Origin of the sequence: Paraburkholderia sp. BL25I1N1, from assembly GCF_003002025.1 — a bacterium.
Lineage (GTDB): Bacteria > Pseudomonadota > Gammaproteobacteria > Burkholderiales > Burkholderiaceae > Paraburkholderia.
Genome location: NZ_PVZB01000013.1, coordinates 72,739 through 93,287, shown reverse-complemented (window position 1 = coordinate 93,287; position 20,549 = coordinate 72,739). Strand labels below are relative to the sequence as shown.

19 protein-coding genes and 1 pseudogene are annotated in these 20,549 nt (G+C 60.3%); 5 read left to right on the top strand and 15 right to left on the bottom strand.

The window, feature by feature from the left end:
• Nucleotides 1-45 precede the first annotated feature (45 nt).
• Nucleotides 46-639: an NADPH-dependent F420 reductase gene (locus B0G73_RS20375; RefSeq protein WP_106283086.1), complete on the top strand. Its 594-nt coding sequence runs from the start codon at nt 46-48 to the stop codon at nt 637-639.
• A gap of 41 nt (nt 640-680) precedes the next feature.
• Here B0G73_RS20375 and B0G73_RS20370 read toward each other — a convergent pair whose 3' ends face one another.
• The 4 genes from B0G73_RS20370 to B0G73_RS20355 all read right to left on the bottom strand — a co-directional run bounded on the left by B0G73_RS20370 (nt 681) and on the right by B0G73_RS20355 (nt 5,060).
• Nucleotides 681-2,033, bottom strand: coding sequence for an epoxide hydrolase family protein (locus B0G73_RS20370; protein WP_106283085.1), 1,353 nt, complete (start codon nt 2,031-2,033; stop codon nt 681-683).
• 97 nt (nt 2,034-2,130) lie between these two features.
• Nucleotides 2,131-3,066 (bottom strand): NAD(P)H-binding protein, encoded by a 936-nt coding sequence (locus B0G73_RS20365; protein WP_106283084.1) that lies wholly within the window; start codon nt 3,064-3,066, stop codon nt 2,131-2,133.
• A gap of 458 nt (nt 3,067-3,524) precedes the next feature.
• Entirely contained in the window at nt 3,525-4,517 is a 993-nt protein-coding gene (locus B0G73_RS20360) for a carbon-nitrogen hydrolase family protein (protein ID WP_106283083.1), read from the bottom strand.
• A 78-nt stretch (nt 4,518-4,595) separates the two neighbouring features.
• A complete protein-coding gene (locus B0G73_RS20355) occupies nt 4,596-5,060 on the bottom strand; it encodes a MarR family winged helix-turn-helix transcriptional regulator (RefSeq protein ID WP_106283082.1) in 465 nt (154 codons plus the stop codon).
• A gap of 162 nt (nt 5,061-5,222) precedes the next feature.
• On the opposite strand from B0G73_RS20355, the gene B0G73_RS20350 reads away from it, so the two are divergent.
• A complete protein-coding gene (locus B0G73_RS20350) occupies nt 5,223-6,260 on the top strand; it encodes a GlxA family transcriptional regulator (RefSeq protein ID WP_106283081.1) in 1,038 nt (345 codons plus the stop codon).
• Between the two features lie 92 nt (nt 6,261-6,352).
• On the opposite strand, the gene B0G73_RS20345 is transcribed toward B0G73_RS20350, so the two are convergent.
• From B0G73_RS20345 to B0G73_RS20300, 10 genes are all read right to left on the bottom strand, one after another.
• A complete protein-coding gene (locus B0G73_RS20345; protein WP_106283080.1) occupies nt 6,353-6,580 on the bottom strand; it encodes a hypothetical protein in 228 nt (75 codons plus the stop codon).
• A gap of 77 nt (nt 6,581-6,657) precedes the next feature.
• Nucleotides 6,658-8,187 carry a UxaA family hydrolase gene (locus B0G73_RS20340; protein WP_106283079.1) on the bottom strand — a complete coding sequence of 510 codons (1,530 nt, stop codon included), beginning with the start codon at nt 8,185-8,187 and terminating at the stop codon, nt 6,658-6,660.
• 18 nt (nt 8,188-8,205) lie between these two features.
• Nucleotides 8,206-9,339: a D-mannonate oxidoreductase gene (locus tag B0G73_RS20335; protein WP_106283078.1), complete on the bottom strand. Its 1,134-nt coding sequence runs from the start codon at nt 9,337-9,339 to the stop codon at nt 8,206-8,208.
• A gap of 25 nt (nt 9,340-9,364) precedes the next feature.
• Nucleotides 9,365-10,375, bottom strand: coding sequence for a zinc-binding alcohol dehydrogenase family protein (locus B0G73_RS20330; RefSeq protein WP_106283077.1), 1,011 nt, complete (start codon nt 10,373-10,375; stop codon nt 9,365-9,367).
• A 114-nt stretch (nt 10,376-10,489) separates the two neighbouring features.
• Nucleotides 10,490-10,819, bottom strand: coding sequence for an L-rhamnose mutarotase (locus B0G73_RS20325; RefSeq protein ID WP_106283076.1), 330 nt, complete (start codon nt 10,817-10,819; stop codon nt 10,490-10,492).
• A 10-nt stretch (nt 10,820-10,829) separates the two neighbouring features.
• The gene (locus tag B0G73_RS20320; RefSeq protein WP_181196603.1) at nt 10,830-11,678 is read right to left on the bottom strand and encodes an amidohydrolase; all 849 of its coding nucleotides are present in this window, start codon (nt 11,676-11,678) and stop codon (nt 10,830-10,832) included.
• Nucleotides 11,675-12,691: an aldo/keto reductase gene (locus tag B0G73_RS20315; protein WP_106283075.1), complete on the bottom strand. Its 1,017-nt coding sequence runs from the start codon at nt 12,689-12,691 to the stop codon at nt 11,675-11,677. The genes B0G73_RS20320 and B0G73_RS20315 overlap by 4 nt, the downstream gene beginning before the upstream one ends.
• Nucleotides 12,692-12,805: 114 nt before the next feature.
• A complete protein-coding gene (locus B0G73_RS20310; protein ID WP_106283074.1) occupies nt 12,806-13,750 on the bottom strand; it encodes an ABC transporter substrate-binding protein in 945 nt (314 codons plus the stop codon).
• Between the two features lie 68 nt (nt 13,751-13,818).
• Nucleotides 13,819-14,847, bottom strand: a complete 1,029-nt coding sequence (locus B0G73_RS20305; RefSeq protein WP_106283073.1) for an ABC transporter permease — start codon at nt 14,845-14,847, stop codon at nt 13,819-13,821.
• Entirely contained in the window at nt 14,840-16,387 is a 1,548-nt protein-coding gene (locus B0G73_RS20300) for a sugar ABC transporter ATP-binding protein (protein ID WP_258193402.1), read from the bottom strand. The genes B0G73_RS20305 and B0G73_RS20300 overlap by 8 nt, the downstream gene beginning before the upstream one ends.
• Nucleotides 16,388-16,626: 239 nt before the next feature.
• Between B0G73_RS20300 and B0G73_RS20295 the strand changes: the two genes are divergently transcribed.
• Nucleotides 16,627-17,367: a FadR/GntR family transcriptional regulator gene (locus B0G73_RS20295; protein WP_106283072.1), complete on the top strand. Its 741-nt coding sequence runs from the start codon at nt 16,627-16,629 to the stop codon at nt 17,365-17,367.
• Between the two features lie 813 nt (nt 17,368-18,180).
• Entirely contained in the window at nt 18,181-19,116 is a 936-nt protein-coding gene (locus tag B0G73_RS20285; protein ID WP_106283071.1) for a substrate-binding domain-containing protein, read from the top strand.
• Nucleotides 19,117-19,407: 291 nt separating this feature from the next.
• Here B0G73_RS20285 and B0G73_RS20280 read toward each other — a convergent pair.
• A pseudogene (locus B0G73_RS20280) lies at nt 19,408-19,967 on the bottom strand (MFS transporter); the annotation flags it as partial.
• Here B0G73_RS20280 and B0G73_RS20275 point away from each other — a divergent pair.
• Nucleotides 19,928-20,542, top strand: a complete 615-nt coding sequence (locus tag B0G73_RS20275) for a LysR substrate-binding domain-containing protein (RefSeq protein WP_308706147.1) — start codon at nt 19,928-19,930, stop codon at nt 20,540-20,542. The pseudogene B0G73_RS20280 and the gene B0G73_RS20275 overlap by 40 nt on opposite strands.
• Nucleotides 20,543-20,549 lie beyond the last annotated feature (7 nt).

Below are 20,549 nucleotides of genomic sequence, written 5' to 3'. Positions count from 1 at the left end.
GCTACGGTCGGCGGCGAGGCCTTTCGATATACACAGGAGATTTCAATGAGCTACGCAATCATCGGGCTTGGCAAGATCGGCACGGCCATCGCTCAGGCGTTCGCCCATAAGGGCCTCGAAGTAATCGTGGCAGGCAGGCGATCGCTGGACGCGCTCGCGGCGCAGATCGGCCCGTCTGTCGTCCCCCGGCGTGTCGATGATGCGGTCAAGGCCGACGTCGTCATCCTGGCCGTCCCCTTCGCCACGCATAGCGAAATCGGACGGACCGCCGAGAGCTGGCAGGGGAAGGTGGTAATCGACGCAACCAACGCATTCGGCGTTCCCCCGGAAGAACTGGGCGGGCTGCCGTCGACCGCCGCCCTTGCGATGTCGTTCCCGGGGGCGAAGGTGGTGAAGGCCTTCAACCACCTGCCCGCAAGCGTCCTGGCCAAAGGCGCGAGGACGCCCCAGGGAGGCCGGCGGGTCGTGTTCGTCTCCAGCGATGATGACGCGGCCAGCGCCTCGGTGGCGGCACTTGTCGACAGGCTCGGCTTCGCCCCGATCGAGCTGGGGAAGATTGGCGAGGGCGGCCTGCTGGTCCAGGCACGGGGCACCACGTGGGCTCAGCTTATTTTCCAGGACCTGGTCAAGTTCGACTGATCGAAACACGTGGAAAAGCGGCCGGAACCTCCTCGGAGTCGCTACGTGCGCAGCGGTCTCAGACCCGCTCTAACCTCCTCCACAAATAACCTTGGCTGCTCCCATGCCGCAAAATGACCGCCCTTTTCGGGCCGGTTGTAGTAAATGAGGTTGTGATAAGCCTGCTCCGACCAGCTCCGCGGGGCCTGATAATTCTCACCAGGAAAGGCACTCACGGCAGCCGGGACAGAGACGTCTGCGGCAGCATAAAAGTTGAAATGCGATTCCCAATAGAAGCGAGCCGCGGAAACGCCTGTATTCGTCAACCAGTAAAGCGTGATGTCGTCGAGCACGTCGTCTCGCGTCAGGTCACCTGCAGAGTGTCCTTTGATCGTGCGCCCGAACACTGCTGAGGTCAGTGCCGCAGCCGGCTGGCCGTAACCGTCCGGGTGATCCAGCAGCCAGCTTGCCAATGCAATGGGTGAGTCCGCCAATCCATAGAGGGTTTGCGGACGCGTGCCCTGTTCCAATGCGTAGGCCCGCCGCTTTGACAGGGCGCTGAGTTGGTCGTACGCGAGTCTTTCGTCAGTCGACAGGCTAGCTGGCGCCGGATCGCCGACCTGAAGCGCCTTTGCGATCGCCGGTGGAATTGTGGCGGGGAAGTTGACGTGAATACCGAGCAACTCCGGTGGCGCCTGCTTGGCCATCACGTTGGCCACAATGCCGCCGAGATCGCCGCCTTGCGCCGCAAATTTCGCATACCCCAGGCGCTTCATCATCACAACCCAGGCACGTGCGGTGCGTTCCGGACCCCAGCCGACTTCTCCTGGCTTGCCCGAAAATCCATAGCCCGGCAGGGACGGAATCACGAGGTGAAACGCATCCGATGCGCTCGCGCCATGCGCGGTCGGATTGACCAACGGATCGATGATCTTGAGTTGCTCGATGACCGAGCCGGGCCATCCGTGCGTGACCACGAGCGGCATCGCGTTGTCATGCTTCGAACGAACGTGGATGAAATGGATGTCCACGCCATCGATCTCAGTCACGAAGTTCGGCAGCGCGTTCAGTTTCGCCTCGACCTTGCGCCAATCGTAATCGGTCGACCAATGACGCGCGAGTTCCTGAATCATTGCGAGCGGCACGCCTTGCGAATCGTCGGCGACTATCTCCCGATCCGGCCATCTCGTCCCTTTGATGCGTCGCCGCAAGTCGGTCAGTTGCGACTCTGGCACATGGATACGAAGCGGACGAACAGCGGTTTTGTCGGCGCCGGTCGACGAGGCAACTTCAGTGATGGTTTGATTCGTTTGCGCGAACGCGAGCTGACTCAAGGAGCCGGCAGCAATGGCTGCCGCCGCCACGCCAACAAAGCGACGGCGAGCCGGTGATTGGGGAAAGATGTTGTCTGTCATAAGTTTTCCGATTGGCGATGGCCAGGTCCTCGGTTAGCAGCCGCGTGATCTCACACACAACCGGTTGCGATACGACTGTCTGCAGAACACGAAGGCGCTAAGCGGTCGCGTCACCGCGAGTGAACTCAGCGGCGTGGAGCTTCACGAATTCGTGCATGTCCGTCGGTGGCTTACCGGTGAGCTTGAACAGATCGTCCGTCATGCGGTCGTATCTTCCCTGCGTGTGAAGTTCAGCCATCACGGCGAGGTGATCGACGAGATGCGTTGGCACGCCCACTTCCCGCAGCGTGTTGGTCCACGCGGAGAGCGGCACGTCGCGGTAATGGATCGTCCGGCCGAGCGCGTCGGAAAAAGCGCGCGCGTAGTGCGCGAGATCAGCGGACTCGGACCCCGTCAGGTTATAGACGTGGCCGATGTGCGGCGCCGGATCGTCGAGGATGACGGATACGGCACGCGCCACATCGACGGCAGAGATCGGCGAAGTGCGGCTGCTGCCCAGCGGCAACGCCAGTTCATCGCGATCACGCACACCTGCGTCGGCGAGACGTAGAAAGAAGCCTTCGAGAAAGACCGTAGGCCGCACCGTGACGACCGGCAGCCCAGACCATGCCAGGACCTGCTCGGCAAGCCAGTGCAGCTTGTGCTGAGGGCTATTCGTGGTCTCCGTGATGCTCATTTCCGTGACCGTCATCTGGGACATGTTCACGAGGGCTTCGATGCCATGGTGACGCGCCACTGCAGCGACGTTGACCGTGGCTTCCAGACAATTCGCCGAGATCGACATGCCGAAATAAATGCGCGAGCACCCTTCGATCGCACGATGCATCGAAGCGAGATCAGTCAGGTCGCCCAGCATGACCTCGGCGCCGAGCCGACGCAATTCTTCTGCGCGTTTATCCTCGCGACGAACCAGAGCGCGCACTTTATGGCCCTTGGCGAGGAGCATTTCGGTGACGTTGTGCCCGATGCCGCCAATCGCGCCGGCCGCACCTGTGACCAGGATCGGCCGATCCTGTGTGGTTTGAATCTTCATATCTTTAACCTCTTTGCAAAGAACAAGCGCATTTATGCAGATGCACACTTAAGGAAATGCGTCCCGACGGAGTGGCTGTTCGGAAAGCTGGGCCACCTAATGCGAGGACGGGCATCTGCAGCGTGCCGTACGTCTTGTTGTCAATCACATGCTGGGGGAAGGTCTGATACCACGCGTTGCTTGCACGGATCGCGTCTGCCGTGTTGTACGCCCGCTCGTACGCTGCGGTCGCGCGTGCCTACCGCGCTCGCGTCCTCTAAAAAGTAGTTGAAGATCCGGTTCTGTTCCACCCGAACGTGGCCAGCCAGAGGCTTCTCGGGCAGGGGGTCTCGACGACGACCCCATACCACGCAGGTCAATATGACTTTCAAGGTACATCTCCCTACACTCAGAGAGTGAGTTAAAAGAAGGCACGGGTGGTTGATGAGCACGGGTGTGTCGCGGTCGGTTCGCCATGCTCAGGCAACCGTGACGCTCGTATCGTCGGCGCCTGGTTCTGTGCTCAATTTGCCGTGGACGCCACGTTCGTGAATGTGCGCAGTCGGTGTACGGTCGATCATCAGGCTCAGCAGTTCCGGCCGGTTGTAGTGACCGGCTGAGTCCATCAACAGCTTGCGTCGGTCGATCATCGTGAAGTCGAGATCGGCAATGACCTCGCCCTCGCCCGAGCGGAGAGGTTCGCCGATCAGCATGCCATCGGGCGTCACAATGGTGGTGAAGCAACCACCCGAGATCGGACCGATTTCGCAGCCTGTGTCCTTCATGATTTGCGCCTGCTGATCGGCGTCCAGCCACGCCGTCGCGTTCACGACGAAAGAGCCGGACTCCAGTGCGTGCTGACGGATATTGATTTCCATCCTTTGCGCAAATCCCTCACCGAAGGCGGAACCCGGATACATCGCCGAATGGATCTGCTCGCCGTCGGCCATCATCGCGTAGCGCGCCAGCGGATTGTTGTGCTCAAAGCAGGCGAGCTGGCCGATGCGACCAACCTTGCTATCGACGGCGCGCAGACCCGACCCGTCGCCCTGACCCCAGATCATCCGCTCGAAATGCGTAGGCGTGATCTTGCGGCGGCGCTGGATCAAGGTGCCATCGGCATCAAAGAGCATCTGAGTGTTGTAGATAGTTCCACCATCACGCTCGTTGACGCCGATCGACACCACCATGCCTGCCTTGCGGGCCGCCTCGCCAATCGCGTCGGTCGCGGGAGACGGCACCGTCACGGACTGGTCGAGCAGCCTCAGATGCTCTTTTCCAGACAAAAGCTGAATGCCGGTCTGCACTGCTGCGAAGTACGGGTAATAAGGCACCACGGTTTCCGGAAATGTGGCGAACTGCACGCCCTGCTGGCCCAGTTCGTGGATCTTCTGCACGACTTTTGCGACGGTGGCTTCACGGCTGTACAAGACCGGGCTGAACTGCACTGCGGCGGCTTTGACGACTTTCATTGCAAACTCCTCGATTCATAAGAACGGGCATAGAGCGCCCTTGCGGTGTTGCATATGCAACATCGATGATTAAAAAAATTAGCGCATGCGCCGCGGCAACTCGCTCGCGATGCCCATGAGCGCGTCAGCACCGACCTCTCCGACGAGAGACCTGGCTCTAGCCTGCGCAGACGACCACGCGGACGCGGCGTTGCGGAGCAATGTTTTGCCTTGTCCTGTCAGTGCAAGAGGCCGACTGCGGCCATTGCTTTCAGGGGCATCTTCGAAAACCCACTCCTGCGAGATGAGCGGTTGCAAATTCCTTGTCAGCGTCGATCGATCGTGATGATTCTTGCGCCCCAGATCCGCACGGCTGATGGGTCCAAGTTCACCAATGAGCACAAGCAGGCTGAATTGAGAGGCGTTGATGCCAAACGGCCGTAGCGCCTCGTCGTAGATCGCGGTCAGAACCCTGGAGATCTGCCGCGTGCGCGTCAGCAGACAGTGCTGCGCAATCTCACAGCCGACGTCATGACCTGCTTTGTTTTGAGTATCTACAGACATGATGGGCTCATGTTTTGGGCGCCGGCTTGCGACCCTGTCAGATGTAGGTCGCGGAACCGTTCGTCGCTTCAGGTGTTTCGATGTGGCGATAATCGGCCTTTACGGGCACACCGGACAGTGGCAGCATTGCCATTATTCGAGGAATATCAGACACGCACGCAAATGATCACAATCAGGATCTGGGTCTATGACGGAATTCTGGCGTCGGGCGTCGCGGGGCCAATCGACGTCCTGAGCGCAGCCAACTACCTGAATGGCAAGTTAGCCGCGCGTGGGGCCAAACCTTTACCCATGTTCGCGTGGCGCGTGGAATCGCTGGACGGACAGCCCGTCACGGCTGCGTCGGGCCAGAGCATTCCGGTGGACGGCAAAATCGATCCGCGCAAACGTGCTGATGCCATCCTGCTAACGGCTCCGTTTTTTTCCAACATGGACGAGTTCATCGGCCGCCGCGAGCAGATGAATGCGCTCTCTTCCGCGCTACGGCGCCAGCGCAAGGCAGGCGCCGTGTTGGCTGCGTACTGCACCGGCAACTATCTGCTTGCCGAGGCGGGTTTGCTGGACGGGCGGGTCGCCACCACGCACTGGGCCAACGCGGCCGACTTCGCCCGGCGGTATCCGCGTGTCGAACTCCGCGCGCGGGAAATCCTGACCTGGCAAGACGGCATTGTCTCGGGCGGTTCGGTCACGTCGTATCTCAATCTCGCCGTACGGCTGGTAGAGATGTTCGTCGGCGACAAGCTTGCGGCGATGACCGCCAAATCGCTACTGATCGACATGAACCGGACTTCTCAGGCGTCTTACGCGAAACTGCTCGACGATCACGGACATGTCGATTCGCTCGTCGCGCGAGCTCAACAGCGGATGGAGGCGACACTTCAGGAGGGGTTCCGGCTGAGCGAGCTCGCCAGTTGGCTCGCTGTCAGCGAACGGACGCTTAACCGGCGTTTCAAGCAGGCAGTAGGCCTTGCGCCATTGACGTATCTGCAGAACCTGCGCATCGAAGTAGCCAAGCAGTTGCTGGAGTCGAGGCCCATCGGGCTTGAGATAGTCAGCCAGCGTGTAGGCTATGGAGACATCAGTACGTTTCGCGAACTGTTCAAACGCAAGACCGGTCTCTCACCGAGCGAGTATCAAACGCGCTTTGCGCGCGCTTCAGCGGCGGGCGTTACGGAACGCGAGTCGCATGGCGACGGTTGATGGATAGTCTGGATAAACCGTCCTGAGGATTTGCGAACGCGTGGACGACCTTGTTGCACGAAACGCTGGCGAGCTTCGTCGGAAACGTAAAATCAGGCGGAAGTCCGACTGGCCACTTCCCACACGCGACGCAGACGCAGAATGTCGGGGAGTCCGAAGTCCCACACGTTCGGCGCCGCAAGCCCTCTTTTTTTCGCGACTTCAGCAGCAATTTGCAGCGCGGAAGACCGTTCTCTCAAAAGCGACGACAACGCTTCCACCAGCAACGTGTAATCAGCCTCTGTCACGCCCGGGATATCGGGCGATCGGGTCATGGGCATATGACACCTCCGTCTAAAAACGGTATCGATCCTGGAACCGTAGAATGACCTTCACACCTCGGGGGACTCGCCTGCTTTCACATGACAGCGCCGAGTTGCCACGGAACAAACTCACTGTCTCCCATGCCATGCTGCTCGCTACAGGTTTCTCGTCCTGACGCCGTGTCTAGCATCAACTGGAATATCTGGGCTCCAGCCTGAGCAACACCAAGCGTTCCATCAAGGATCGCTCCACAGTTGAAATCCATATCCATGCTCATCTGCTCGAACATCCGGGTGTTCGTCGCGAGCTTGAGCGAGGGCGTCGGTTTGCACCCGTACACTGACCCACGGCCCGTGGTGAAACAGATCAGGTTCGCGCCGCCGGCGACCTGCCCCGTCGCCGATACCGGGTCATAGCCGGGGGTGTCCATGAAAACGAGTCCGTGCTGCGTGACGGCTTCGGCGTATTCATACACCTCCATCAAACCCGTACTCCCACCCTTGGCAACGGCACCCAGTGATTTTTCCAGAATGGTCGTAATCCCTCCGGCCTTATTACCCGGCGAGGGATTGTTGTTCATGTCACCGTGATGGGCGCGCGTATACGCTTCCCACCAGCGCAGCTTTTCCAATAGCCTGTCCGCCACCCGCGGCGAAGCCGCACGCGACGTCAGCAGGTGTTCCGCGCCATATATCTCCGGCGTTTCGGACAGTATGGCCGTTCCTCCATTGCGCACCAGAAGATCAACGGCGCAACCCAATGCCGGATTGGCACTGATCCCCGAGTACCCATCCGAGCCGCCGCACTGCAGCCCGACTTTCAGGTGCGCGGCCGACACGGTACTGCGATTTGCGCGATCGGCGAGCGTCAGCATGTCGCCGACTATCTCTATGCCCTTTTTAATGGTTTCACGAGTTCCGCCTTCTTCCTGAATCGTCAGCGTGGCGATCAAACCGTCCGGTCTCGTGGCCAGCGTATCGACTAGCGGCGCGATCTGATTCACTTCGCAACCGAGGCCGACCAGCAGCACGCCTGCGAAGTTGGGATTGTTCGCGTACCCGCGCAAGGTACGGCGCAGCAATTCGATCCCCTCGCCAGACCCGGCCATGCCGCAGCCGCTGCCATGTGTGATAGCCACGACTCCGTCGACTGATGGAAACGCCTTGAGCGCATCGTCTTTAAAGGCGTCGGCGATATGCCGGCATACGGTTGCCGAGCAATTTACGCTCGCGATCACACCGATAAAGTTTCGTGTACCGACGTCTCCATTGGCTCGCACATATCCCTGAAACGTTGCCGGCCGCCCGCTCACTTCAGTCGCTTCGTAAGCGGTACCGCTGGCGAGTTCGTTCCCGACCTCGCTCATGCCGACGTTATGGGTGTGAACATGCTCCCCCGCTTCAATATGATGCATGGCGACACCGATGACCCGCCCGTACTTCAGAATGGCAGCGCCCTTTTCAATGCGGCGCACAGCCACTTTATGGCCAGACGGAATCGACGCGCGGGTGCGCAATGTGGCCGCCCCGAGATTCACCTCGACCCCATCCGGTACTGCATGGCGCGCGACCGCGACATTGTCCTGTTCGCGCAGAAGAATAAAAGAATCCGATTCCGTGTTCATGACTTTCCCGAAACAGTTCTAAACCGATGCGACGCGCTCCAGCATCGCGCGTATACGCAGCGGTCCGGGCTTCACGCCGAGTGTGTCGGCAAGTTGCACAAGTGGCAGAAAACGCCGCTGCATTTTTTCTGCGTGATTCTGCGCGATGTCCGCGATCCGATGCTCAAGAAAGGGATTGAGCAGGCGATCACGTAACTCGACGAGATAGGCCAGAGCCTGCTCGTGCTGACCCAACGCCGCAAATGTCGGGAGGACATCTTCCGCCCAGACAGTTTCCAGATTCGCACGCAGGATCGGGTCGTTCATTGCCTGATAGACGGTCTCGTCAGCCGGCCTGCGGTCCTCCAGCCAGCGCTCGGCCAGATAGCTGTGACCGAGATTAAGCAGGAACAGCTTCAGACGCTCGAAGCGCTGCAGGTCGTCTGTCAAAACGATGTTCTCGTGTGTGCAAGGCAGAACCAGCCCCGGCTGCTGCTCAATCGCCCACAGCGCATACGGTTCGGCAACCGCGCCTACCGGTTCAATCGCCTGTGAAACGATTCGATCGACGAGCGAATTGGCCCATATGCAGTGCGTTCGAAGGTAGGTAATAAACGGCTCCGGCAGCCGCCAATTTGTCGCGAGAGTCACAACAAGTTCGCGCAGCGTATCGCCGTTATTGACCACGAGTTCGCATGGAAAAAGGGAGAGCGGCGCATCGGGGTTGCGTTCCCAACGGGCATGAAGCAACACCAGCAGCTTGGCCGGAAAGCTATGTGGCACGCACTCCGGGTGAGTCACGAGCGCCGCGGTGTCCCGGTCATCGAGCTGGAATCCCCGGTCTCCCGTATTGGAGACAATCACTTCGACATGTTCCGCTACGGCATCTCGCACTTGTGCCCAATGCGTCCCGGCGTGCCATGCCGCGCGCACCGCGTTGGCGCTCAACATCTCGTCCACCGGCACGCCGCGGCGCATACCTCGAATCCGTACCGGATAAGGCCTGCCCTCCGCCAGCGCCGCAATACACTTCTGACTGGACTCGCTGCTGGTGGTCTGCACGACCGTAATGCCGCCGAGCGCGGCACCGCGCGTCAGCGCTTCCGAAACGAACAGGTCGACATGCGCCTGGAGAAAGCGGCTGGTGCCGAACTGGAGAATTGGCTGGCTCATGGCTTATATCCGATCTGCGCCTTCGTCAGCATTCGATGATGGCTTTCACCACGCCTGCGGACGGTTCGAGCAGTTTCGAAAATTCCGCGGGAACATCGGCAAGTTTCATCCGGTGTGTGTTGAGTGCCGCATCGGGCACCTGGCCGGCGCGCATGGCCCTGAGCACCGTTTCGAAATCTTCCGCAGTCGCATTGCGGCTTCCGATCAGGGTGGCTTCGCGCTTGTGGAACTCAGGATCGGAGAAAGTGATCTTGTCTCTCACCACGGAAATCAGCACGTATTTTCCGCCATGCGCAATAAACTCGAAGCCACGCTCCATGGCAGCCGGATTGCCCGTCGCATCGAAGACCACATCGAAGAATTCACCGTCGGTGAGTCTCGTCAGTTCGTCCACGTCGGTATCACCGATTTGCACGGTAGCCGCCACTTCGATTTTCCCGGCGCAGAAGTTCAGGCGATCGAGCCGTGTGTCGAGTGCCGTCACCGTGGCCCCGCGCAGACGTGCAAAGATCATCGCGGCCATCCCGATCGGACCTGCCCCGACCACCAGCACGCGCTGCCCTGCCTGAACGTCGGCGCGACGAACCGCGTGCGCGCCAATGGCGAGAAACTCGATCATTGCCGCCTGATCGAGCGTGATTCCTTCAGCCTTGTGAACGAACTGACGCGGCAAACTCAGATACTCCGTCAATGCGCCATCCCGATGCACGCCCAATACCTGAATGTTCACGCAGCAATTCGTTTTTCCGTTCCTGCAGGCAATGCACTGGCCGCATGACAGGTAGGGCATGACGTAGACCGGGTCGCCGGCGACCAGGCCGGAGTCCGCATCGGCTTCTTCGACCGTGCCCGACAGTTCGTGTCCCATCACGCGCGGGTAGGAGAGAAATGGCTGGTTGCCGGTAAAGATGTGCAGGTCAGTGCCGCATACGCCGACGCGTCGCACTCGCAGCAACACTTCGCCGCGCTCGCGCGATGGCATTGAGCGCGTGCCAGCGCGTAGTACTCCGGGCGTTTCACAAATAACAGTGAGCATGAGGTTTCCCTTTTCTGATACAGAGCCCGCGACGCCATGATGCGGTATCGATGCGGGCCCGGTTAATTTGATTCTCTATCGCGAGGTCACACGCGTGCAGTCTCGGGACCACGCCTATTCGACGTAAAAAACCTCTTCCATCCGTGCCCAGTGTTCCGACGGCGCACGACTCGGCAACGGTTTCTGGCATGGACCGCACAGGCTCCACCAGCGTTGTGTTTCCGGGTCGTTCGCAATCTCCGCCATATCGCTTTCATAGTCGGACCCGACGTATTCCCAGTAGCCGAACAACAGGTTCTCGGGCTCCCGCAGGAAAATCGAGTAGCGGGTGACATTCGAGCGTTTCAGGCGATTGAGCACCGTCGGCCAGACCTGCGCATGCAAGCGTTTGTATTCGTCGATATGTTGCGGATCGATACCGATCACCATTCCCATGCGTTGCATCACACTCTCCCTATTCTTCGAGCCGGTAGAAGCGATAAGCGTTGCCGCCGAATACGGCGCCCTTGTCCTCTTCACTCGCATATCGATCGCAGTAGTCGTCACAGGCGGCAAGCCAACCGGCGTAGTCACCGAAATGTGTCGCGAGCCGCTGGACAGGCCAGTCACTTCCCCACAGAAGACGACGCGGGCCGAACAGTCGGAATAACGTCTCCACATAAGGCTCGAAAGCGGCAACGCCGATCTCTGGCGGCGCTTCCGTCCATAAGCCGGACAGCTTGCAATGCACGTTTTCGAGTCTGGCCAGATCGGCCATGTCGGTTCGCCACGGCTCCAGTTGCCCGGTGGCGATCAGCGGCTTGGCTGCATGATCTATAACGATCCGCAGGCCGGGGTAACGCTTCGCGAACGCGACCAAACCCGGGAGTTGACGCGGAACAACCAGCGCATCGAATGCAAAGTCATTGGCGAGCATCGCGGTAATCGCCGGCCGCAATACCGGGTCGTCAATCCAGTTGTCGTCTGGAAGATCCTGCAGCATCGGCCGCAGCGCTTTCAACTTCGGGTGGCGGGCCAGAGCATCGATCTGTTGCGGCGCGTCCGGTGCTTTCAGGTCGACCCATCCCACCACGCCGCGAATAAAAGAATGACGCTCCGCCAGTTCGAGCAGGAACCTGGTGTCATCGCTGTCCGGTAAGGACTGGACCAGCACGGTTCCGCCGATGCCGCATCGTTCAAGCAGCGGTTCAAAATCGGCCGGCCCGAAGTCTCGATAGATCGCTCCAAGACTGGCAGGCGGCCAATGCCCTACGCGCGCCGCCAGGCGCCAGAAATGGTGATGTGCGTCGATACGCAGGCTCACAGGTTCCCCCCGGGCACAGGTGCGGCGTCCGCGATCAGGCCATCCGACTTCAGCTTCTGCCACAACCCGGCCGGCAGCGTCTGCTCGAACCACGCGACGTTCTGCCGGAGTTGTTCGACACTGCGCGCGCCCACCACGCACGACACAACCGCGGGATGCGCAAGCGGAAACTGCAGTGCCGCAGCGGGTAACGGGACCTCGAATTCGCGGCAAACCTCAGCCAGCCGGTGGACGCGCGACACGACAGCGGCGGGGGCGTCCCCGTAATTGAACTTGCCATTACCCGCCAGCACGCCGGAATTGAACACACCGCCGGCCACGATCGAATTCCCATGCCGTACGCAATCGTCGAGAAACGGCGACAGACAATTCTGCTCGAGGAGCGTGTAACGGCCCGCGAGTAACGTCACATCGATCTGTATCTCCTGCATGGCTTCATGCACAACCTGCCATTCATTCACGCCAAGACCGAAAGCTTTGACCTGCCCTGCACTTCGTAGCGCATCGAGTGCGCGAAAGCCACCTCCCTCGGTCAGTTGCCTCCAGAATTCGACGTTCGCGTCTCCATGTGTCATTCGACCGACGTCATGCACATACAGAAGGTCGATCTGCGGAAAGCCGAGACGCTGCTGACTGTCTTCGAACGACCTCATGACGCCATCGAAGCTGTAGTCGTAATGCGGCCGGAAAGAAAGCGGCTCGGCCCACCCGTCGTCGCCGCATTGAACAGTCGGGTCCGGACGAAGAAGCCTGCCCACTTTCGTACTCAGCACGAACTCGTTGCGTGGACGCGCTGACAACGCGTCGCCCACGCGGCGTTCGGAAAGCGTGTACCCGTAGAACGGCGCAGTGTCGAAATAGCGCAGACCAAGCGACCACGCTTCGTCCATCAGCGCGCGCGCCTGTTGCGGCGGCATGGTGCGATAGAGGCCGCCAAGTTGCGAACAACCCATGCCGAGTGCGCTCAGTTGCACGCCGCCACGCGACAGATCACGCAGATCACCTGCTTTCATCAAAAATTCCGCCTTCAGGGATTCGTTTCTCGATGTTCAACGCCTTACCGCGCGTCCTGAACGGCGCAGTCCTCAAGCGCGGACAACGCCGTCGGGCGTCGTCCGCGCCGCGCTTCAATACAAGACGTTCTTCGCAGCCGGCTGATCGATGTTGTTCTTGTCGACCATCACGACACCGGTATCCAGTTGCTTCGTAACCGGCTTGTGTTCGATAACCTCCACCGCCGTTTTGACGCCTTTATAGCCCATTTGATAGGAACCCTGAACAGCGATGGCCTGGATGGTTCCGTCCTTGACGAAGCCCTGCAGGTCCTGGTTGCCGTCAAAGCCGATCGCGACGATCTTGCCGGCTTTCCCGGACTGCGCCAACGCGCGTCCCACCCCCACGGCAGTCGGTTCATTCGCACCGAAGATGCCCTTCAGATCCGGATTGGCCGACAGCACGTCGGTCGTCTGATTGAGCGCGGTCGCCATCTGCGACTGCGAGTAGAACGGTCCGACAATCTGCAGCTTCGAGTGTTCCGCGAGATACTTCCGGAACCCGCCCACGCGGCCAATCTCGGAACCCGCGCCGGCAACGTACGACATCACAGCGACCTTCCCTGTCTGTCCGACACGGTCGATCATCGCTTTGGCGCACATCTCGCCGGCCTTGGCGTTATCGGTCGAGAGAAACGACTGGTAGTACTGCTTGCCGGAATCGGACACGAGCGAGTCGATCAGGACAACCGGAATTTTTGCCTCCCAGGCCTTCTTCATTGCCGGGACCAGTGCATCCGGATCGGACGGCGCGAGCACGATCGCCGCAACATGCCGGTTCACCGCGTTCTCGACCATATTGACCTCGTCGGCCACCGCTGACTCGGTCGCCGGTCCCTGAAACGTCATCGTGTAGCCGTTCAGCCCTTTCATGCCCTCCGCTGCACCTTTCTGCACGTTCTGCCAGTAATTCGAGTTGGCCGTCTTGACGATAACGGCGATCTCTCCGCCCGCCGCATTCGCGTGCGCCGCCACTGCGGTCAAAAGCGCGGCGGCCCATGCCAGATATTTCTTTTTCATGTCTCACTCCTTGGGTTGGTGATTGCACTGCTTTGTTGGACTTCTCGAATGGCATCATTCGATGTGCTTTATCTACGGTTTCTAACCTGATCGATCCAGACCGTGCCGAGAATGACCAGTCCGATAATGATTTGCTGGACGAAACTCGATACGCCGTTCATGTTCAGGCCATTGCGCAGCACGCCGATGACGAACGCACCAATGGCCGTACCCGAGATCGTGCCGACACCGCCCATCAGGGACGTCCCGCCAATCACGGCGCTGGCGATCGCATCGAGCTCGTACATGACGCCTTCGTTTGGTTGCGCTGTGACGAGACGCGACATCAGCACGCAACCCGTCAGACCGGCGAGCACGCCGGACAGCACATAGGTAAATAAGGTAACGCGTCGGACGTTGACGCCGGAGAGCCGCGCAGCTTCGGCATTCGATCCGACTGCGTAGATGTGACGGCCAAGTGAAGTTCGCGTCAGCATGATCGACACGGCCACCGCCAGCACCACCATGATGATCACGGGATAGGGAATGCCCGGAAATACCGTATCGGGGAAGCCGTCCGCCCCGATATGCGAAATGCGGAACAGCGCGCCATTTCCGAGTTCGCCGAATGCGTCACCAAGTCCGGAAACCGGGCGCGCGCCAGTGATCTGAAGTGCGAGACCACGCGCGACCAGCATCATGCCGAGCGTGGCGATAAACGGCGGCAGACCCATACGTGTCACGCACAAGCCATTGACGAGTCCGCACAGGCCGCCCACCACGACGCCGCCGAGCATGCCGAGGGGAATCGGCACGCCAGCCTTGACCAGCAACGCGGCGACCACACCGGACAGCGCGAGTACGGAACCCACGGACAGGTCGATTCCGCCCGTAATGATCACGCAGGTTGCCGCCACGCCGAGATAGGCAATCGACGTCACCTGCAACGCGACCGTCATGCCGTTTTCCACCGAAAAGAACGCCGAACTGGTCGATGAAAAGACGACCACTAGCATGATCAGACTGCCGAGCGCGGCAAATTTCTGGATCAGGTCGCGACGGCGGAGTTTCGCGCTGCTGTCGATGCTAGCGGTCTGGTCAGATGTTATTTCAAGCATGGTTTCGTCCCGATGCGAAGTGCATGATTTCTTCCTGATTGGTGTGACGCGTCTCCAGAACTCCGGCGATCCGGCCTTCGTGGAATACCGCGATACGATCGGACATGCCGAGAATCTCGGGCAATTCCGAACTGATCAGCACGACGCCGATGCCCTGCGCGGCGAGCTGATCCATCAGCGTGTAGATCGCGTATTTCGCGCCGACATCGATCCCGCGCGTGGGTTCGTCGAAAAACAGAATCTTTGATTCGCGAAACAGCCATTTGCCGATGACAACCTTTTGCTGATTGCCGCCGGACAGGTTGCGCGTGAGTTGATGGACCGTCGGCGTGCGGATGCCGAGCGTTTCGACGTAGCGCCGTGCGATGGCCGCTTCGTCGGCAAAGCGGATGAAGCCCGCGCGCCCCGACACCGCTTCGATATTGGCCAGCGTGATATTGGTCGCGACCGGCATCTTCAACGCGAGGCCGTCACTCTTGCGGTCTTCCGATAGATACGCGATACCGTGGCGGATCGCATCGATAGGCGAGCGGATCGAGACGCGCTCGCTGCCGATATGAATCTCGCCGCCGTCCGGTTGGTCGGCACCAAAAATCGCCCGCGCCACTTCGGTCCGGCCTGCGCCCATCAAACCGGCGAAGCCGAGAATCTCGCCGCGCCTCAATTCGAACGAAACCGGCCCGAATGCCGGTGCGCGCGACAGATTATCGACACGCAGCAGCACGTCCTGCGTCGGAACCGACCGGCGCGGCGGGTATGCATCGTTCAGCGCCCGGCCGACCATCCGCGCAACGATCTCATCCATGCTGGTCGCCGCGAAATCGTCGGTGGAAATGTGGCGCCCGTCGCGCAGCACCGTCACGCGGTCGACAATCTGCTTCATTTCGTCGAGACGATGAGAGATGTAGACAATGCCCACCCCGCTCTCGCGCAACTCCTTGATGATCCGGAACAGGTGCATGGTTTCGGATTCCGTGAGCGACGAAGTGGGTTCGTCCATGATCAGCACCTGGGCGTCGAGCGAAAGCGCCTTGGCGATCTCAACCATCTGCTGCTGGGCGATCGACAGCGTCCCCACCAGCCTGGTGGGTGGCAACGACAATCCAATGCGGGCGAGCGCGCGCCGGGCGTCGCCATTCAGCCGTGTGCGATCGATGAACGGTCCGCGTTTGGGCTCGCGTGCCAGGTAGATGTTTTCCGCAATGGAAAGGTGCGGCACCAGATTCAATTCCTGGTGAATGATCGCAATGCCTGCTTTCTGTGCCTCCAGTGAGGACGCGAACCGCCGTTCCACGCCGAGAAAAACGATCGTGCCGGCATCCGGCTGGTATTGGCCGCTGACGATTTTCATCAGGGTCGACTTGCCCGCGCCGTTCTCGCCGCAAATCGCGTGCACTTCGCCGCGGCGCAATTCGAAGTGCACGTCATCCAGTGCAACCACACCGGGGAACCGCTTGCCCAGCCCGCTCAGTTTCAATAGCTCCGTAGGTTCCTTCGAACCGAAGCCGCCAACCGCGCGCGGGGCCAGTTCAGCGCTCAAGTCTGTCACGCGTGTCTCCTTCTTTATGCGGCGCTTGTGATGGTCAGGCCAATCTGAGGCAGATTAGAGAATAAAAAGCGAAACTGGTCAAGCCAATTTTCATACTTTGTAGATTGGCCTTACCTAGAACAAACCCCTATGCTTCCCACTGAATGCGCGGAGAACCTGTCGGAGCTTGCGTGATAGACTTGACCGCCAGGCGCGCCAGGTGCCCGCGCCACTTTTCTTCTGCCAGCACGATGAAACAGACTGAGCCAAAGCGGCTTTACCAATTGGTCGCCGACCAGATTCGCGGCCTCATCCACGGGGGCGATTTCCCTCCGGGGTCAAGGTTGCCGGCTGAGCGTGAGTTGTCGCAGCAATTGGGCGTTTCGCGCCCGTCGCTGCGCGAAGCGTTGATCGCGTTGGAAATCGGCGGCAGCGTCGAGACCCGCATGGGTTCGGGTGTCTACGTGCGCGAAACCGCAAATGAAAGCGAAGGATCGCTGGCGGTACTAGGCGAAAGCCCGACGGAAATCATGCAGGCGCGGGCCGTGATCGAAGGCAGCCTCGTCGTGCTCGCCAGCACGCGACTCACAGCCGCCTCTCTGGACCGGTTGCGGCGCAGCGTGGATGCCATGCATCGCCTTGCCTCCGCCGGCAAATCTCCTCTGGAACCGGACCGGCAATTCCACCTCATCATCGCGGAAGCCGCCGGCAACACGGTGTTGAGCCGATACGTGGCCGATCTGTTCGACGCGAGGCGCGATCCGATCGGGGCGAGGATTAGTGAGCTCGCCGAAAACACGACCACATGGATGGCTGCGGTCGAAGAGCACGAAAGAGTCCTGCATGCACTGCAGGCAGGAGACCCGCTCGCCGCACAAGCAGCGATGCGATCGCATCTGAAGTCTTCTGAAGAGCGTTGGGTCGGAAGCGACATGAAGAAGGTCGCGCCCAACGATGCGGACAGTAAAGCTGCCCGCGTGCGATTGGGTTGAGTGGCGAATTCAAGGGGGGTGTGGTTCCCTCGAACTTTCGCCAAGCACGAAATCCTGTAAAGGAACTCGATTGGCTTCCGCAAATTCAACCAAATAACTTCCGCTGTGCAAGACCGAAGGGCCTTGCCTCGCTTGCACAGGATGACGGGATCGTCTGCGTAGGTCACTATTCGACTGCCAAGACTGCGCTGAAGTCCGAGCGTCTTCCACGCCTGTGAAATCCCGCGTCGACTGTCTCGAGCCTCCGTCGTCCGTTTCTGCCGGCCTCGGTCATCGGTCTCTTCAACGGGGCATTCGAGCCACATCCTGATCAGATGCAGCACACGCCGATCAACGATGCGTCGCGCGAGCGACAACATTAACGCGCCCGGCCTTCCGGTTGGTTATCCCTGACCATGCAGGCAAACCCTGCGCGAAACTCCGCAATTGACGGGTGAGGACAAAGCTTGTCCGTCGGTTCCAGGCGCGAAAGCGAACAGCTGAACGCGCTGGATGCGCATCTGGCGAACCTTAACGAGAAATTCCCGAAGTGATCGCACGACCGGCGCGAACGTTCAAAGAAAAAGCCGCGCCAAATGAACTGCACCCGGAATTCTGGCTTTCTCACAGCGCTTCCAAAGACCAGACGGCGTCGGCGTTCGATCTAGGTTAGGTCCCGATGGCACGCCGTCGGTCATCGGCTTATTATTCCGCAAGGTCGGTGAAAGTTGGCCGAGGTAACGATTTCGCATGCTGGCAAGAACCTTCATAACAAGGCAATGCTTTCCCGCAAGCTTACGCGGTCGGCTCCAGGCCACTGCCAGTGGACACACCATGCTTGGACGTCTGAGATTATTCGTGCTGCTCTGGTCGTTGGCGGGGATCGTGCAGACCGCGCATGCGACCACAATCGGTGTCGTGCTTCCGGGCTCGTCGCTTGTTTTTTACCAGACGATGCTCAAGGGGATACAACAGTCGGCCCATGATCATCATGTAGATCTGCTGACCCGCAGCCCGTCCGACGGTGAGTCGCTCGATACATCAAATATCCAGTTGCGCATTATCGATTACATGGTGACGCAAGGAGTCGCGGGTGTGCTACTGGCACCGGAACCATTGAAAGGCGACACGCGGGTTTCAATCCCTGTCCCCCTGATCCTTGTCGATCGGTATAACGCCGATTACGACGGCATCTCGACCGTGTACACAGACAATTTCGGCGCAGGCAGGAAGGCCGCCCTCAGCCTGGTACCGGTTTTGAAAAAGGGTGCCAAGGTGGCGATGCTGCGGCTCGCGCCCAACGTGAGTTCGACTGACGCGAGAGAAAGCGGATTCTTAAGCGTCGCCCGGAGCGAGGGATGGGATGTGGTGATCGATACCTACGTCGGGTATCGCCCCCGCGATGCCGAAGCACGGATCGCTGAGGTGTTAAACACGTACTCAGGCCGCCTGGATGCCGTTTTCGCGCCGGCCGAACCCATCGCCTACGGCGCTCTGCGAGTAATTGAAAAGGCGGCAGTCGGCCAGCGCCCGCGCCTTGTGCTGTTCGACTGGCGCCCGGAGTTCCTGGAAGGCCTCAAAAGAGGAATCGTTTACGCCGCCATATTGCAGGACCCTTATCGCATGGGTTACCTCGGCTTGGCGTCGCTAGTGGAGGCACTGCAGGGCCATCCGCCGCCCCGCAATATATTTGTCGACGTGGTCACCGTTACGCCAAAAAACATGAACGACCCGGCGATCCGTTCCTCGTTGGCAAAGTACGCGAAATAGGCGGCGCGAGCCACGAGCGTGTTCAGTAGCGCTTGACGGGGCACCCGTTGCCGCCACTTGAATTCCCACCCAGTCCGTCCTTCTATGGACTGCTTCAGGCTTGGGGAAATCACATGCATCCGCCTGCCTCGAAGTGCCCGCGTCGCGGAATCATCTGAACTACCTCGTCGCCGCGAACGTGTCGGTTCCTGCCGCGGGCCTACGATCGCTGCGCGCCTCATGGCCTTCACCGCTTCACGCGCCTGATAGCGGAAGCGGTATCACCCATGCGTGTGGCACGCGATGCCCATTTCACTCCCCGGCGCTCCCTGCCCGATGCGGGTGCGCCATCAACCGCAAGCCGCTCGCTATGCCGCCAATGCCCGCGAACATCGCGCCGCCAAGCAGAGCGACTATCGGCCCTGCTGTCCATCCAGTCCAAAAAACAACGCAACCAGCGCAGCGCCCGTGGCCTGTCCGATCAGGCGCGAGGTCGCGACGACGCCGCTGGCGCCGCCGCTGCGCGCGTACGGCGCGCTTGCCATCAACGCCTTGATGTTCGGCGATTGGAAGAAACCGAAGCCGACACCGCAGATCCCCATCCGTATCGCGATCGAGTACGCGCAAGGATGTGCGGGTAGCAACGAGAGCGACGCGAGACCCACGCACAGACAGGCGAGCCCGGCCGCGCCCAGTGCGTCTGGCGGATAGCGATCCGACAGGCGTCCGGCAATGGGCGCGACAAGCGTCACGACAACGGGCCAGGGCGTAATCAGGAACCCCGTCTCAATCTGGCTGCGATGCAGCACGTCCTCGAAGTAGAACGGCAGCGATACGAACGCGAAGCCCATCGCGGCGAACGCGCACACCGCCCATCCTCGCCCGCTATACGGCCCGCGAGAGCGCCGTCTCGTTCCGGCTCTCCGTGCAGGTGTCGGCGCTGCTATTCGACGAACTGAAGGACGGGCAACTCGATCTCGCGCTTTGCTTCACGCCGCAGACCGTCGCGGACGAAGAACTCCAGTCCGATGACATCGGCAGCCAGCGCTACCGGATCGTCGCGCGGCAGGGCCATCCGCTCGCGCATACGCCTGCCGATCCATGCCTGCTGCAAGCGGCAAATTGGTTGCTGCCGCTGCCTGGACATGGGTTGCGCCAGATCGTCGATCGCTACTTCCAGGACCACGATCTGGCGTCCCCGCAGGCCGTGATCGAAACCGACGCGTCGATTTCGCTGCTGACATCGCTGCTGCGCAACAGCGACTTGATCACGATGCTGACCGAACAGATGCTCCAGACCTATGCGGGCCGCGATCTCGCGGCCCTGCCCTACGAAACGGCACTATTCGAAAGCAAGGTCCAGCTTTTCTATCGCCGGAAAACCCCCATGTCGCCAGCCGTGCGGCGATTTCGCTCGACGTTGCATGAAGCGCTGACCGATTCCTGAATGCAAT